General features: G+C 72.0%; 12 protein-coding genes. 6 read left to right on the top strand and 6 right to left on the bottom strand.

Translation table 11 applies throughout. The annotated features are described in order from the left end of the window. The first annotated feature begins 290 nt into the window (after positions 1 to 290). A complete protein-coding gene (locus PD653B2_RS19070; protein ID WP_165763544.1) occupies positions 291 to 1,247 on the top strand; it encodes a type IV toxin-antitoxin system AbiEi family antitoxin domain-containing protein in 957 nt (318 codons plus the stop codon). A gap of 99 nt (positions 1,248 to 1,346) precedes the next feature. Here PD653B2_RS19070 and PD653B2_RS19065 read toward each other — a convergent pair whose 3' ends face one another. Beyond that, complete coding sequence (locus tag PD653B2_RS19065) at positions 1,347 to 3,089, bottom strand: glycerol-3-phosphate dehydrogenase/oxidase (protein WP_085873989.1); 1,743 nt, start codon at positions 3,087 to 3,089, stop codon at positions 1,347 to 1,349. 71 nt (positions 3,090 to 3,160) lie between these two features. Between PD653B2_RS19065 and PD653B2_RS19060 the strand changes: the two genes are divergently transcribed. Next, the gene (locus PD653B2_RS19060) at positions 3,161 to 4,360 is read left to right on the top strand and encodes a CapA family protein (protein ID WP_085873987.1); all 1,200 of its coding nucleotides are present in this window, start codon (positions 3,161 to 3,163) and stop codon (positions 4,358 to 4,360) included. On the opposite strand, the gene PD653B2_RS19055 is transcribed toward PD653B2_RS19060, so the two are convergent. Together PD653B2_RS19055 and PD653B2_RS19050 are read right to left on the bottom strand one after the other, a co-directional pair. Further along, entirely contained in the window at positions 4,357 to 5,157 is an 801-nt protein-coding gene (locus PD653B2_RS19055; protein WP_085873986.1) for a carbon-nitrogen hydrolase family protein, read from the bottom strand. The genes PD653B2_RS19060 and PD653B2_RS19055 overlap by 4 nt on opposite strands. 7 nt (positions 5,158 to 5,164) lie before the next feature. Next, positions 5,165 to 6,271 carry a GuaB3 family IMP dehydrogenase-related protein gene (locus tag PD653B2_RS19050; RefSeq protein WP_085873985.1) on the bottom strand — a complete coding sequence of 369 codons (1,107 nt, stop codon included), beginning with the start codon at positions 6,269 to 6,271 and terminating at the stop codon, positions 5,165 to 5,167. Positions 6,272 to 6,383: 112 nt separating this feature from the next. On the opposite strand from PD653B2_RS19050, the gene PD653B2_RS19045 reads away from it, so the two are divergent. Beyond that, positions 6,384 to 6,890, top strand: coding sequence for a SigE family RNA polymerase sigma factor (locus PD653B2_RS19045; RefSeq protein ID WP_242665349.1), 507 nt, complete (start codon positions 6,384 to 6,386; stop codon positions 6,888 to 6,890). After that, entirely contained in the window at positions 6,887 to 8,170 is a 1,284-nt protein-coding gene (locus PD653B2_RS19040) for a hypothetical protein (RefSeq protein ID WP_085873982.1), read from the top strand. Before PD653B2_RS19045 ends, PD653B2_RS19040 begins: the two co-directional genes overlap by 4 nt. Here PD653B2_RS19040 and guaB read toward each other — a convergent pair. Continuing rightward, on the bottom strand, positions 8,155 to 9,657 hold the full coding sequence (gene guaB / locus PD653B2_RS19035; RefSeq protein WP_085873980.1) for an IMP dehydrogenase: 1,503 nt from the start codon (positions 9,655 to 9,657) through the stop codon (positions 8,155 to 8,157). The two genes, PD653B2_RS19040 and guaB, sit on opposite strands and share 16 nt — an antisense overlap. Positions 9,658 to 9,683: 26 nt before the next feature. Continuing rightward, positions 9,684 to 10,583 (bottom strand): GNAT family N-acetyltransferase, encoded by a 900-nt coding sequence (locus PD653B2_RS19030; RefSeq protein WP_085873978.1) that lies wholly within the window; start codon positions 10,581 to 10,583, stop codon positions 9,684 to 9,686. Positions 10,584 to 10,688: 105 nt separating this feature from the next. Between PD653B2_RS19030 and PD653B2_RS19025 the strand changes: the two genes are divergently transcribed. Both PD653B2_RS19025 and PD653B2_RS19020 read left to right on the top strand, forming a co-directional pair. Next, positions 10,689 to 12,164 (top strand): hypothetical protein, encoded by a 1,476-nt coding sequence (locus tag PD653B2_RS19025; RefSeq protein WP_133058974.1) that lies wholly within the window; start codon positions 10,689 to 10,691, stop codon positions 12,162 to 12,164. A 96-nt stretch (positions 12,165 to 12,260) separates the two neighbouring features. Further along, the gene (locus PD653B2_RS19020) at positions 12,261 to 13,382 is read left to right on the top strand and encodes a hypothetical protein (RefSeq protein ID WP_085873975.1); all 1,122 of its coding nucleotides are present in this window, start codon (positions 12,261 to 12,263) and stop codon (positions 13,380 to 13,382) included. 56 nt (positions 13,383 to 13,438) lie between these two features. On the opposite strand, the gene groL is transcribed toward PD653B2_RS19020, so the two are convergent. Beyond that, the gene (groL, locus tag PD653B2_RS19015; RefSeq protein ID WP_085873973.1) at positions 13,439 to 15,064 is read right to left on the bottom strand and encodes a chaperonin GroEL; all 1,626 of its coding nucleotides are present in this window, start codon (positions 15,062 to 15,064) and stop codon (positions 13,439 to 13,441) included. Between the last annotated feature and the right edge of the window lie 77 nt (positions 15,065 to 15,141).

Below are 15,141 nucleotides of genomic sequence, written 5' to 3'. Positions count from 1 at the left end.
TGACGTCTGTCTCATGGCGATGCCGCCAGCATCGGTGGAACACGTTCTAGTTGTCAATGCGCCGGCTGGGTCATGCGACACGTGTCAGTGCGGGTCTCGGGCGGGGTTTCACCGGCCGGCCGCCGATCCCGGCGCGCCACGCCGCACGGCGACGGCGTGGCGCGCAGTCTCTGGCTGGCAAGCTCGGAGCGTTTGGCCAGCCTTCGTGTACAGCGGCACCTCGCGCACCGCTGTCCACAGCTGGACCGGCGACCTGGGTCGCGCCCCAGCGCGCCGGCGATCACTCCCCCATGACCACGATCTCGCTGAGCCGTATTGACCTGAGACACGACCACGTCCTGATGACCCATGAGCTGAGAGCGGCCGGGTACGACGATCGCGACATCACCCGCATGACCCGGAGGGGCGACCTTCACCGGCTGCGACACGGCGCCTACACCTTCGGCGCCTACTGGCAGGGTCTCGACGAGACGGAGCGCCGCAAGCTGGTGGCGCACGCGACGTTGCGTAGCGCTCGCTCACCGGCGGCACTAGCCGGACCGAGCGCGGCGGACCTGTACGGCGTCCCGGTCTGGGACATGGGCGACGAGGTCCATCTCGCCCGACTCGACCACAAGGCCGGCCGTCGCAAGGGCGGCAAGGTCCAGCACCGCGGCACGATCCTCGCGGAGGACATCACAGTCCGGGGTGGACTACCGGCGACGAGCGGCACTCGAACAGCGCTCGACATGATCGCCCTCGCCGACGTACCTCGGGCTCTGGTGACGGTCAATGGGCTTCTCCACGCACAGGAGACGACTCCGGAACTTCTCGCGCGCCGAGCGGCAGCGATGCGGTACGACCCGAACACCGCGACAGCACCCATCGTGCTCGGGCTGGCAGACGGACGATGTGAGTCTGCCGGCGAGTCACTCACGCTGCACCTGGCGTGGCGGCAGCACCTCCCTCGGCCGGACTTGCAGGTGCTGATTCGAGACAGGTCGGGGCGAGTCGTGGCTCGGGTCGACTTCGCCTGGCCCGCTCTGGGTGTCTTCCTGGAGTTCGACGGCAAGGAGAAGTACCGCCGCTTCCGGCGTCCCGGCGAGACGATCGAGGATGCCGTCCTGCGCGAGAAGCGCCGTGAGGAGCTGATCTGCGGCCTGACGGGATGGCGTTGCATCCGGCTCGTATGGGCCGATCTCCACCACCCGGAGCGGACGGCCGCACGTATCGCCGCGACCCTCAGCGGCGAGCGGTGGGCCGCCTGACCGCGACCTTGTCAGCCGGATCCCGCACGACTCGCCGCGCGCATCCGGCGTGTCGTGCGGGTTTCGGCGGCCACCCGGTGAAACCCGCAGCCGCACCCCTCACACGATGTCGGGCACGCTGACCCGGGCCTCGTCGGCCTCCTGGTCGGTCAGCTTGAGCTGGCTCTGCCGCTCCGCCTCGACCCGGCGCAGGTAGTGGTCGACCTCGTCGGCGGTGCGCGCGGCGTCCCAGCCGAGCTCGCCGGCCATCAGCCGCGCCACTGCCGGCGCCGCACTCACCCCACGGTCGAAGGTCTCGATCGAGATCCGGGTCCGCCGGGTGAGCACGTCGTCGAGGTGGCGGGCACCCTCATGGGTGACCGCGTAGACGACCTCGGCCGCCAGGTAGTCCTCGGCACCCTCGAGCGGCAGCGCCAGCGTGCGGCGGTCGGCGACGAGCTCGAGCAGGTCGTCGACGAGCCCGCCGTAGCGGCCGAGCAGGTGGTCGATCCGCGCGACGTGGAGGCCCGACCGGCGAGCGAGCAGCACCCGCTGGTTGGAGCGGGTCTCCCAGTCGGCGGCACCGACCAGCGGCACCCGGTGGGTGATCGAGTCGCGGGTCGTGTGGCTGACCGTGGTGCGGAGCGAGTGCGCCGCGGCATCCACGGCGTCCTTGCCCATCACGCGGTACGTCGTGAGCTTGCCGCCGGCGATCATCACCAGGCCGGGGACCGGGGTGACCACCGTGTGCTCGCGAGAGATCCGCGACGTCGGCTCGGACTCACCGGACAGCAGCGGGCGCAGGCCGGCGTACACGCCCTCGACGTCGTCGTGGTCGAGCGGCTCGCGCAGGATCGCGTTGACGTGCTCGAGGATGTAGTCGATGTCGGCGCGGCTGGCCGCGGGGTGGGCCTTGTCGAGGCTCCACGGGGTGTCGGTGGTGCCGATGATCCAGTGCCGGCCCCACGGGATGACGAACAGCACGGACGTCTCGGTCCGGACGATGAAGCCGGCGTCGGAACGGATCCGGTCCCGCGGGACGACCAGGTGGATGCCCTTGCTCGCCTGGACGTGCAGCGAGCCGCGGCCGCCGACCATCTCCTGGATCTCGTCGGTCCAGACGCCGGCGGCGTTGACCACCACCCGGGCCCGGACCTCGAAGTCGACCTGGTGCTCCAGGTCGCGGGCGCGGACGCCGACGACCCGCTCGCCCTCGCGCAGGAAGCCGGTGACCTTCACCCGGGTGGCGACGTGGGCGCCGTGGGCGGCCGCGGTGCGGGCCAGCGTCACCACGAGGCGCGCGTCGTCGACCTGGCAGTCGTAGTACTGGATCGCGCCGGTGATCGACTCGGTCTTGAAGTCGGGCGCGATGCGGGCGACCTGCCGGCGGAAGAGGTGCCGGTGCCGGGGCACCCCCATGTCCGCCCCGTCCTTGGACAGCGAGCCGAGCATCGCCATGCCGTCGTAGAGCGCGAGCCCCGCGCCGACGTAGGGCCGCTCCCAGCCCCGGTGGGTCAGCGGGTAGAGGAACGGCACCGGCCGGACCAGGTGCGGCGCGAGCCGGGTGAGCAGGAGCCCGCGCTCCTGGAGCGCCTCGCGGACCAGCCCGAAGTCGAGCATCTCCAGGTAGCGCAGGCCGCCGTGGATCAGCTTGCTGCTGCGGCTGCTGGTGCCGCTCGCGAGGTCGCGCTGCTCGAGGAGGCCGGTGTTGAGCCCGCGGGTCACCGCGTCGAGCGCGGTGCCGGCGCCGACGACTCCCCCGCCGACCACGAGGACGTCGAGCTCGCCCTGCCCGGAGAGCCCGCGCATCGCCGCCAGCGAGTCGTCGCGAGCCTGCGGACCGAGGGCGCTGGAGGGACTCATGCGGCCATCCTCGCAAACCGCTGTATCCGCAATGTGTCGGCGTCGCGGGTCCCGGCCCGGTTCAATGGGATGTGCCCTCCCGTCGACAGCGCCTCCTGGCCGCGATCACCGCCCTGTGCTCGGTGTCCGCGCTGCTCGTGGCGGCCCTGGTCGGCGCCTGGCTGCTCCGCCCGACACCGACGCCGACCGTCACCCGGTCCGTCATCGGCACCCCCTCCGCGACCGAGCCCGGCGACCCGGACCCGTCCGGGTCGGACCCCGCAACGACGCCCGCCCGCCGTACGGCGTCGATCGTGATGAGCGGAGACCTGCTCTGGCACAACACGGTCTGGGCCAGTGCGGCCGAGGACCACGCCCGGACCGGCGCCGGTGAGCGCTTCGACTTCGACCCGATGTTCGCCGACATGAAGCCGGTCGTGGCGGCCGCCGACGTGGCGATCTGCCACGAGGAGGTGCCGATCGCGGCGCCGGGCGAGCCACTGCACAGCTATCCGGTCTTCGCCGCGCCGCACCAGATCGCCGCCTGGATCGGCAGCATGGGCTGGGACGCCTGCACCACCGCGTCCAACCACAGCATGGACGCCGGCATCGCCGGCATCGACGAGACCGCCGACCTCCTCGAGGCCGCCGGTGTCGCCCACGTCGGCACCTTCCGGAGCCCGACCGAGCGGCGGAAGCCGGTCATCGTGACCACCGACGAAGGCGTGGCGGTCGCGATCGTCGCGGCGACGTACGGGCTCAACGGGTACGTGCTGCCGGCCGGCCACGAGTGGGCGGTCTCCCAGGAGGGCGACGTCGACGGCCTGCTCGCCCAGGCGCACCGGGCGCGCGAGGCCGGCGCCGACATCGTGGTCGCGCACTACCACTGGGGCACGGAGTACGACCACCTGCCGAACGCCGACCAGGTCGCGATCGCGAAGCAACTGACCGCGTCGCCGGACATCGACGTCGTGCTCGGCGAGCACGCTCACGTGGTCCAGCCGATCACCACGGTCAACGGCAAGTGGGTCGCCTACGGCATGGGCAACATGGTCGCGCAGAGCGAGCCCGGCCGTCCCGACGCCTACGAGGGCATCACGGTCGAGCTGCAGCTGACCGAGCGTGCGGGCGGCGGGTTCGACGTCAGCCGGATCGGCTACCTCCCGACGCAGTGGAACCACTACACGCCCGGCAACCCGATCCGGATCCGACGGGCGACCGGCACGCACCTCGCCTCGATCCGCGCGGCCGTCGACGGCGTCGGACGCAACGCAGGGCTGGTGGAGGACTAGACACGCGTGCGCGGACCGAGGTCGGCGCGGTGGTCGCTGAACATCGTGTGGGTCGCCCGCGTCTCGGCGACGACGTCGGTGTCGAGGTCGGCGATCGCCAGCCCCTCCTCCTCGACGAGTCCGGCGACCCGCCGGCCCTCGGGGTCGTAGACCGCCGAGCCGCCGATGAACGAGATGTCGCCACACGGTCCGGTGAGACCCGAGAAGACGACGTACATGCCGTTCTCGAGCGCGCGGGCCGGGTAGTAGAGGTCGCGCCGGTGGGCGCCGCCGGGGAAGTACGCCGACGAGCTGAGGTAGCCGACCGCCCCGTCGCGCGCCGCCGCGGCGGCGTGCTCGGGGAAGCAGCCGTCGTAGCAGATGGACAGGCCGAGCTCGACGCCGTCGACCGTGATCGAGGCGCCGTGGTCGCCGGCGGTGAAGAACTGCTTCTCCAGGCCGTCGAGGTGCTGCTTGTCGTACGGCGCGGTCGCGGTGCCGTCGGCCCGGACCACGATCTGCGCGAGCGTGCGCAGCTCGCCGCGCTGGAGCGCGGTGCCGACGACGACGGTGACGCCGCCGGCGACCGCCTCGGCCCGGAGCGGGTCGAGCCACGGGCCGTCGAGGTCCTCGGAGGACGGGAGCGCGCCGGCGAACGCGTCGATGTCGTAGCCGGTCAGGAACGCCTCGGGCAGCACCAGGAGGCGGACCTCCTGCGAGCCGGCCAGCGCGGTCAGCCGCGCCGCCGTGCGGACGTTGGCGACGAGATCGCCGGAGACCGCGACCGCCTGGCCCGCAGCCACCCGCAGCGTCGTCATCGCGCGGTCACTCGACGACGACCTCGACCCGCTGGAACTCCTTGAGCTCCGTGTAGCCGGTGGTGGCCATCGAGCGGCGCAGGGCGCCCATCAGGTTCATGGTGCCGTCGGCGACCCGGGAGGGGCCGAAGAGGATCTCCTCGATCGTGCCGACGGTCTCGAACTGGACCCGCTGACCGCGGGGCAGGTCCGGGTGGTGCGCCTCGGTGCCCCAGTGGAAGCCGCGGCCCGGAGCGTCCGTGGCGCGCGCGAACGGCGAGCCGACCATCACCGCGTCGGCGCCGCAGGCGATCGCCTTGGCGACGTCGCCGGACTTGCCGATCGAGCCGTCGGCGATGACGTGGACGTAGCGGCCACCCGACTCGTCGAGGTAGTCGCGACGGGCGGCGGCCACGTCGGCGAGCGCGGACGCCATGGGTACGGCGATGCCGAGCACGGTGCGGGTGGTGTGGGCGGCGCCGCCGCCGAAGCCGACCAGGACGCCGGCCGCGCCGGTGCGCATCAGGTGGAGCGCTGCCTGGTGGGTGGCGCAGCCGCCGACCACGACCGGGACGTCGAGCTCGTAGATGAACTCCTTGAGGTTCAGCGGCTCGGCCTGCGAGGAGACGTGCTCGGCCGAGACGGTGGTGCCCCGGATGACGAACATGTCGACCCCCGCGTCGACGACGGCTTTCGCGAACTCCTTGGTGCGCTGCGGCGAGAGCGAGCCGGCCACCGTGACACCGGCCTCACGGATCTCACGGAGACGCTCGGTGATCAGCTCGGGACTGACCGGCTCGGTGTAGATCTGCTGGAGCCGACGGGTCGCCTCGGCGCCCTCGAGCCCGGCGACCTCCTCGAGGAGGTCGGTCGGGTCGGCGTAGCGGGTCCAGATGCCCTCGAGGTTGAGGACGCCGAGCCCGCCGAACCTCCCGAGCGCGATCGCGGTCGCCGGGGACATGACCGAGTCCATCGGCGCGGCCAGCACGGGCAGCTCGAAGCGGTAGGCGTCGATCTGCCAGGCGGTGCTGACCTCCTCCGGGTCGCGGGTGCGTCGCGAGGGCACGATCGCGATGTCGTCGAAGGAGTAGGCGCGGCGGGCACGCTTGGCCCGGCCGATCTCGATGTCGGTCACTGCAGAACTCTATCCGCCCTCGGGCCCGGGCAACCTTTCCCGGTTCCCACGTGGTCGGACGGGTATGGATGCCCTGACCGGACACCGGTCGACCTTGATCTCGGGAGGCTCGATGGAGCAGCGGACGGACTTCGACGAGTTCGTCGCCGCGCGATCCACGGGCCTGCTGCGGACGGCGTACCTGCTGACCCGTGACCACGCCCTCGCCGAGGACCTGCTGCAGACCGCGCTCACCAAGGCGTGGTTCTCCTGGTCGCGCATCGAGAGCCACCCCGAGCCCTACGTCCGCAAGATCCTCGTGAACACCTTCGCCTCATGGTGGCGCCGGAAGTGGAACGGCGAGCAGTCGTACGCCGAGCCCCCCGAGCCGGAGGGCGGCCGACCGCACGACGAGTCGGACCAGCGCCAGGACCTCTGGGAGGCGATGGGCCGCCTGCCCCGCAGGCAGCGCGCGGTCGTCGTGCTGCGCTTCGTCGAGGACCTCAGCGAGGCGGAGACCGCACGACTTCTCGGGATCTCCCCCGGCACCGTCAAGAGCCAGACCAGCAAGGCGCTAGCGAAGCTGCGGGTCGACCCCGCGCTCGCCGACGACGCCGCGACCACGGAGGACCACTCGTGAACACGCTGCACGACCTGCGCACCACCCTGGGCCGCGAGGCGGCCGGGTTCGACGACACCGAGCGTCACGGTCGCGCGGCCGCGGTGCACCAGCGGGTCCGCGTCGCACGTCGCCGGCGGGCTACCGCCGCGGCGGCGGCTGCCGCGGTCGTGCTGGTCGCAGCAGTGGCCACGGGCGGTGTCCTGCTCGGCGGCTCCGGGTTGGTCGAGCCGGCCGGTCCGGTGACCGACGTCGCCGTCCCGGAGCAGGTCGAGGTGAACGGCTTCCCGTACGAGCTCGACGAGGTGCGCCAGGTCGCGCCCGGTGAGGACGTGTCGGTCGGGACGGGCGAGGACGTCGCCGTCATGCTCCTGGCCACCGGGCTGGGTGACGGCTCGGCGACCCTCTCGACCGGCGACGTGGCGCTCGCCCGCGTCCTCGCCGGCCAGGAGCGGTCGGCGCCGGTCACCGGTCCCCACGGCCTCGCCTACGTCAGCGGTGACCTGGACGACGCCCCGGACGGCGCCCAGATCGGGGTCGCGGTCTACCGACCGACCGACGAGCTCGCGAACGGATTCAGCTACGACACGGTGGTCTTCCCGAGCGACATCGGTGACCGGAAGGTGCTCAACGCGGCGTTCATCCAGGGCGGGGAGAGCAGTGCGAGCGTGGTCATCCGGGGACGGCTCGACGACTTCGCCTTCGCGGACTACTGCTCGACCACCCAGCCGGACCTGACCATCAACGTCGAGGTCGACGGAGAGTTCTTCGGGAGCACGCAGTGCCAGGAGTTCATGACCGCCAGCAGGAACGCGGCGTCCGGCGGATGGTCACAACCCGCGGGCGGACCCGGCCGGCACGTCGTGCGGGCGTACCTCACCCGAGGTGACGGGGGCGGCGAGGTAGCACTCGAGCCCGGCACCCTCGCGGGCATCGGCGCCTACAGGTGGACGGCACGCCGTGACGTGATCGGCCAGCCGGTCCCGGAGACCGTGGAGTGGGGCGGTCGGCGCTGGATGCTCGAGGACGTCGTCGACCAGGCGGCGCCGGGTCAGCCCGTCGAGACCACGGTCGACACGGACTCCGGCGACCGGCTGCTCGGCTACGTGACCCGGGGCGGCGTCGACGTGTGGTGGAACGGCGGCCTCGTCGGCCGCGCCCGTGACTCGTTCCCGGCGACGGGGAGCACGACCTACGACCGACTCGCGGGCGTGCTGCTCGCAGGCGACAGCTACGAGGTCACGGCCACCCCGACCGACGCGAACGGCCGGGCCGCCCTGCTGATCTACCGACCGGTGTAGTTGGGGGCCTCGACGGTCATCTGCACGTCGTGGGGGTGGCTCTCCTGGAGCGACGCGGAGGTGATCCGAATGAAGCGGCCCTTCTCCTGGAGCTCCGGGATGGTGCGGGCGCCGACGTAGAACATCGACTGGTTGAGGCCGCCGATCAGCTGGTGGGTGACGGCGGAGAGCGGGCCGCGATAGGCGACCTGGCCCTCGATGCCCTCCGGCACGATCTGGTCGTCGCTGGTCACCTCGGCCTGGAAGTAGCGGTCCTTGGAGTAGGACTTCTTGCCGCGGCTCGACATCGCGCCGAGCGAGCCCATGCCGCGGTAGGCCTTGAACTGCTTGCCGTTGACGAAGACCAGGTCGCCGGGCGACTCCTCGCAGCCGGCGAGCAGGGAGCCCACCATCACGGTGTCCGCGCCGGCGACGATGGCCTTGGCGATCTCCCCGGAGTACTTGAGGCCGCCGTCGGCGATCACGGGTACGCCCGCCGGCTTGCAGGCCAGCGAGGCCTCGTAAACCGCGGTCACCTGGGGCACGCCGACTCCCGTGACCACGCGGGTCGTGCAGATGGAGCCCGGCCCGACGCCGACCTTGACGGCGTCGGAGCCCGCGTCGACGAACGCCTGGGCGCCGTCCCGGGTGGCGACGTTGCCACCGATCACCTGGACATGGCGGGTGGCCGGGTCGGTCTTGAGTCGCCGCACCATCTCGAGCAGCATCCGCACGTTGCCGTGGGCGGTGTCGGCGACCAGGACGTCCACGCCGGCGTCGATCAGCGTCGTGGCGCGCTGCCAGGCGTCGCCGAAGTAGCCGATCGCCGCGCCGACCATGAGCCGGCCGGCCGCGTCGTTGGAGGCCTTGGGGAACTGCTCGGACTTCACGAAGTCCTTGACCGTGATGAGGCCGGTGAGCCGACCCTGCGCGTCGACGAGCGGCAGCCGCTCGCGCTTGTGACGACGCAGCAGCACGGTGGCGTCCTCGCGGCTGATGTCGGAGGGGCCGGTGATCAGCGGCATCGGCGTCATCACCTCGTCGACCTTGGTGGTCGCCCATTCCGCGACCGGGGTGAAGCGCAGGTCGCGGTTGGTGATGATGCCGAGCAGGCGGCTGTCGGTGTCGACGACCGGGAAGCCGGAGATCCGGTACTCGCCGGCCAGCTGGTCGAGCTGCTCCAGCGTCGCGTCGGGGCCGATCGTGACCGGGTTGGAGATGATCCCGGTCTGGGTCCGCTTCACGAGGTCGACCTGGTAGGCCTGGTCCTCGATCGAGAGGTTGCGGTGGAGGACGCCGAGCCCGCCCTGGCGGGCCATCGCGATCGCCATCCGCGACTCGGTCACGGTGTCCATCGCGGCGCTGAGCAGCGGCACCTGCAGGGAGATCTCCCGCGTCAGGCGCGAGGTCGTGTCGATGTCCGCCGGCGCCAGGTCGGAATGACCCGGGAGCAGCAGGACGTCGTCGTAGGTCAGGCCCAGTGCGGCGAACTTCTCAGGCAGCTCCACTCCCGCAGTCTACCGGCGCGGGAGCGCTAGGCCCGCAACGGCTTGAGGTCCCGGACCGGGACCCGCACGGTGAGGGTGTCGGAGGCCATCCGGATTCGGCCGCGGAGTCCCGCGGCCATGACCATCGGGAGCACGGCCTGGTTGTCCGACCGGGTCGTCAGCATGATCTCCGTGGCCCCCAGGGCGTTGGCCAGCCGGGCGGCGTCGACGAGCAGCCGGGTGCCGATGCCCCGACGCTGCCAGGCCGGGTCCACTCGCAGCGTGACGGGTCGGACGCCCTCCTCCCCCGCCTGGGAGCGCACGACCGCCAGCCCGACCGCGACCCCGTCGATGGTGGCGGCGACCGAGTCGCCGTCGACGACGTACTCCGGGGTGGCCCCGCCGCCGACCCGGCGGCTCAGGCTCGGCGACATCGCGCTCTCGTGGCTGCGCTCCAGCACGTCGGAGACCAGGTCGGCCATCGCGGCACCTCGCGCGTGCTCGGTCCCCGTGAAGGGCGCCGTACGGCGGACCTGGACCAGGACGTCGCCGACGACCATGTCCATCACGTCCTGGGCGGCGCTGTGCTCGTCGCCGGTGGGCTCGGACTCGGCGTCGAAGAGCCGGGCGACCACCTCGGGGAACGACGCCGGCTGGGCGAGGATCGTGCGCGCCGCCTGCACGTACCGAGTCGGCTGGTCGGTGAGCGCTGCCTCCGTGCAGGGGCCGGCGCTGACCGACAGCCCGCCGGAGCGACCGAGCAGCTCGGCGATCTCGGACTCGCCCCACCCCTCGGGGGTGCGCAGCACCAGCTCGTCGGTCACCGACTCGATGCCCGGGAAGATCTGCAACCCCAAGATGTTGACGCCGGCCTCCCCGCAGCTGGCCGCGAGGGCGGCCAGCGCCCCGGGCCGATCGGGCAGCGTCGTACGAACCCTCCACAACATGGGGCGAGCCTCCCCCGGCGACGTTGCGGGACCGATTCAGGACTGTTTCCCGCGTGCTACATCGCGGTGTCGGCCGGACCGGCGGCGACCTGAGAGGCTGTGCGCGTGCTGGGAGTGGTCAGGCGACATCCGGTCGCGGTCGCCGCCGTCCTGGCCGTGCTCGCCCGCCTGCCCGCGCTGACTCGCCCGATCCGGGCCGACGAGGCCGGCTTCCTGCTGGTCGCCCGGTCCTGGGACCCCCGACCGGACAGCATGTTCGGGCCGTACTGGGTCGACCGGCCGCCGCTCCTGATCGCCGCCTTCAAGGGCATCGACCTCGCAGGCGGCGAGACCGCCCTGCGGGTGCTGGGGGCCCTGGTCTGCGGGCTCGTCGTCGTGCTCGCGGCGCGGGTCGCCGGCCTGGTCGGTGGGCCACGGTCGGTGCCGTGGGCGGCCGTCGTCGCGGCCGCGCTGCTCGCCAACCCGATGATCGACGTGGTCGCCGTCAAGGGCGAGCTGCTCGCCCTCCCCCTGCTCCTGGGGAGCATCCTGCTGACGCTGCTCGCCGTACGGCGCACCTCGGGGTGGCTCGCCCTGGCCGCGGGTCTCGCCGGCGGCCTCGCGCTGGGGCTCAAGCAGAACCTCGCGACCGGCCTCGTCTTCGCGGCCGTGCTGCTCGTGGCGTCCGCGCTGACCGGCCGGCTGCCGGCCCGGGGCGCCGGGCGACTCGGGCTCGCCGGGCTCGCCGGCGCCGCCGTGCCCGTGCTCGGCACGGTCGCGTGGGCCGGCGTCGAGGGCGTCCGGATGTCGACGCTCTGGTACGCCGTCTACGGCTTCCGCTCCGACGCCGCCCAGGTGATCGCGGACGGCAGCGCGGACGCCCCTCAACGCAGGGCACTGATCCTGCTGGTCATCGCCATCGCCACCGGCCTGCTGCCGGTGCTCGCCGGGCTGGTCGCCCACCTGCGCGAGCTGTGGGCCGAGGACCCGCCCGTGGTCGCGGCCACCCTGGCCGTCGTCGGGGTCGACCTCGTCAGCGTCGTGGCCGGCGGCAGCTTCTGGCAGGACTACCTGACACCGCTCCTCCCCGGAGCCGTCCTCGCCACCGCGCTGCTCGCCGGGCGCGCGTCGCGCGCCGGGACCCGGATGCGCCGGCTCGTGGTCGGCACCGCCGTCTCGGCGCTGCTGGCGATGCTCTTCTGGGTGGCGTGGAACGTCGCCGGCCGCCAGGAGTTCGACGAGGTCCGCACCGGGGAGGCGATCGCCGCCGCCGCGGAGCCCGGCGACACCCTGGTGGTCTTCGGCGGTCGGGCCGACCTCCAGGACGCCAGCGGGCTCGGCTCGCCGTACCCCTATCTCTGGAGCCTGCCGATGCGCACCCGCGACCCCGGGTACGCCGAGCTGCGCGCCCTGCTCGCCGGACGGGACGCGCCGACCTGGCTGGTCGAGTGGGTCGAGCTCGACGCGTGGGACGACGCCGGCGTGGCCGACCTCGAGCGGGTGATCGAGGAGCGGTACGTCGAGCACGGCACCGGCTGCGACGGGCACCCGGTCTACCTCCTGCGCGGTGTCGACAGACCGGACGTCACCCCGGATTGCTGAGCTCGTGCGACCGATCCCCGGCTCGCCTCGTTCTCGGGGCACGGATCGACCTCGGTGGGCTGCGCTGACGTTTCGACCCGGGTGCACCGGGCACGGATGACCATGCCGTCCTTCGCGCGCCGAGCCATCGCCCTGCCCATCGCCGTCCTGGTCGTCCTGCCGCTGGCGACGTGCTCGTCCGGCTCGTCCGCGCCGGCCCGGGCCGGTGCGGCCGCCGACCCGGTCGTCATCGGGCCGGACGATGTCGTGACGCCGCGGGCCGGTCGCGACTACCGCGTCATCACCACCCTGCGCGGCAGCGACGCCCGCCAGGCCACCACCGTCACCGACGACGGCCGGGTCCTTCTCAAGCGGTACGACGCCGACGACCAGACCCACTTCACCCTGCTGGACCCGCGCACCGGCCGACGGACGAAGATCCCGAGTCCCTACCACGGCACCGAGGTGCTCGAGGCGGACGCGGACGAGGTCTGGTACGACGCCGGCAGGCCGCTGGAGCGTCCGCACGTCTACCACTACGACCGGAGGTCGGAGAAGGTCCGGGGGTTCGTGCTCCCCGACGCGCCCGGCGTCTCGACGGAGCACGGCTACTACCGGGTCCTCGGGCTCGTCGAACACCGGGTCTGGTTCTCGACCGGCCGCTACCGCGCCGATGCACGCGACATCTGGTCGGTGCGGTTCGGCCAGGCGCGCACCCTCCGCGAGGAGGTCCGCAACAAGAGGCGCCCGGTCCTCGGGGACGGCGTCCTTGCGTGGGTCACCTACCCCGGCGGCGACTACGCAGACAGCGCGGTGCAGACCCTCGACGTCGGCACCGGGACGACGGCCACGGCCGAGATGCCGACCGGCTGCTCGATCGGGGACGAGGAGTACCCGCGGGTCAACGGCGACCAGGTCGCCGTGGACGTGTCCTGCGGCGCCGACGGGGACGACCACTCCACCGTGGTCGCCGACACGAGCAGCGGCGAGATCGAGGCGCTGCTCCACCTGGGCGGCGAGGACGGGAACCTCTCGATCAGCGACCGGGCGCTGTTCTTCTTCTGGACCCTCTACGACATCGAGAGCCGGCAGGCCTTCCGGATCTGGAAGCTCGGCCGCGTGGGCGACGCGAACACCCCGCCGGCCGCCGGTCCCGGCGCGCACCCGGTCATGATCTGGCCGCGCGGGAAGATCGACCACGAGGAGTACACCCGGATCCTCGTGCTGCGCTGGAAATAGCCGAGTCGGCGCCAGTTTCCGGAAAACTGGCGCCGACTCGGCGGTGTGTCAGTGGATCAGTGGCCGTGGCCGTGCCCGTGGCCGGCAGCGGCCTGGGAGTCGTCCTCGTCCTCGGGCTTCTCGACGATCAGCGTCTCGGTCGTGAGCAGCATGCCCGCGATCGAGGTGGCGTTGACCAGCGCGGAGCGGGTGACCTTGACCGGGTCCAGGACGCCCTGGGCGACCAGGTCGCCGTACTCCTCGGTGGCGGCGTTGTAGCCGTTGCCGACGCCGAGCTCGCGGACCTTGGTGGTGACGACGTAGCCGTTGACACCGCCGTTCTCGGCGATCCAGCGCAGCGGCTCGTCGGCGGCCTTGCGCACGATGCGCACGCCCGCCGCCTCGTCGCCGGTGAGGCCGAGGTCGTCGGTGAGGACCGACACCGCGTGGATGAGCGCGGAGCCACCGCCGGGCACGATGCCCTCCTCGATCGCGGCGCGCGTCGCGGAGACGGCGTCCTCGATGCGGTGCTTCTTCTCCTTGAGCTCCACCTCGGTGGCGGCGCCGACCTTGATCACACACACGCCACCGGCGAGCTTCGCGAGGCGCTCCTGGAGCTTCTCGCGGTCCCAGTCGGAGTCGGTGTTCTCGATCTCGGCCTTGATCTGGTTGACGCGGGCCTCGACCTCGGCCTTGTCGCCGGCACCGTCGACGATCGTGGTGTCGTCCTTGGTGATCACGACGCGGCGGGCCTGGCCGAGCACCTCGAGGCCGATCTGGTCGAGCTTGAGGCCGACCTCGGGCGCGACGACCTGACCACCGGTCAGCGTCGCGATGTCCTGCATCATCGCCTTGCGGCGGTCACCGAAGGCAGGCGCCTTCACCGCGACGGCGTTGAACGTGCCACGGATCTTGTTGACCACCAGGGTCGAGAGCGCCTCGCCCTCGACGTCCTCGGCGAGGATGAAGAGCGGCTTGCCGGACTGGATGACCTTCTCGAGCAGCGGGAGCAGGTCGGCGATCGCCGAGATCTTGCCCTGGTGCAGCAGGATGTACGGGTCGTCGAGGACGGCCTCCATCCGCTCGGGGTCGGTCACGAAGTACTGCGACAGGTAGCCCTTGTCGAACTGCATGCCCTCGGTGAAGTCCAGCTCGGTGCCCATGGTGTTGGACTCCTCGACGGTGATGACACCGTCCTTGCCGACCTTGTCGAAGGCCTGCGAGAGCAGGTCGCCGATCACGGAGTCGCGGCTCGAGATCGTGGCCACCGAGGCCATGTCCTCGACGGAGTCGACCTCACGGGCGGCCTCCCTGAGCGCGTCGCCCACGGCCTCGGCCGCGGCGTCCATGCCCCGCTTGAGGCCCATCGGGTTGGCTCCCGCGGCCACGGCGCGCAGGCCCTCGTGGACCATCGCCTGGGCGAGCACGGTGGCGGTGGTGGTGCCGTCACCGGCGATGTCGTTCGTCTTGGTGGCGACCTCCTTGCACAGCTGCGCACCGAGGTTCTCGAACGGGTCGTCCAGCTCGATCTCACGGGCGACGGTCACACCGTCGTTCGTGATGGTCGGGGCGCCCCACTTCTTGTCGAGGACGACGTAGCGGCCCTTCGGGCCGAGTGTCACCTTCACGGCGTTGGCGAGCTTGTCCACGCCACGCTCGAGGCTGCGGCGGGCGTCCTCGTCGAACTCCAGGATCTTCGGCATTGCTCTCCTCTAGAAACGATTTCGGGTCGTCCGCCTCAGACGCAGTCAGAGACGGCGCAGAGGCGGACGACCCGGTG

This window comes from Nocardioides sp. PD653-B2 (genome assembly GCF_002117935.1).
Taxonomy (GTDB): domain Bacteria; phylum Actinomycetota; class Actinomycetes; order Propionibacteriales; family Nocardioidaceae; genus Nocardioides.
This window is presented reverse-complemented; position numbering and strand designations above follow the sequence as displayed.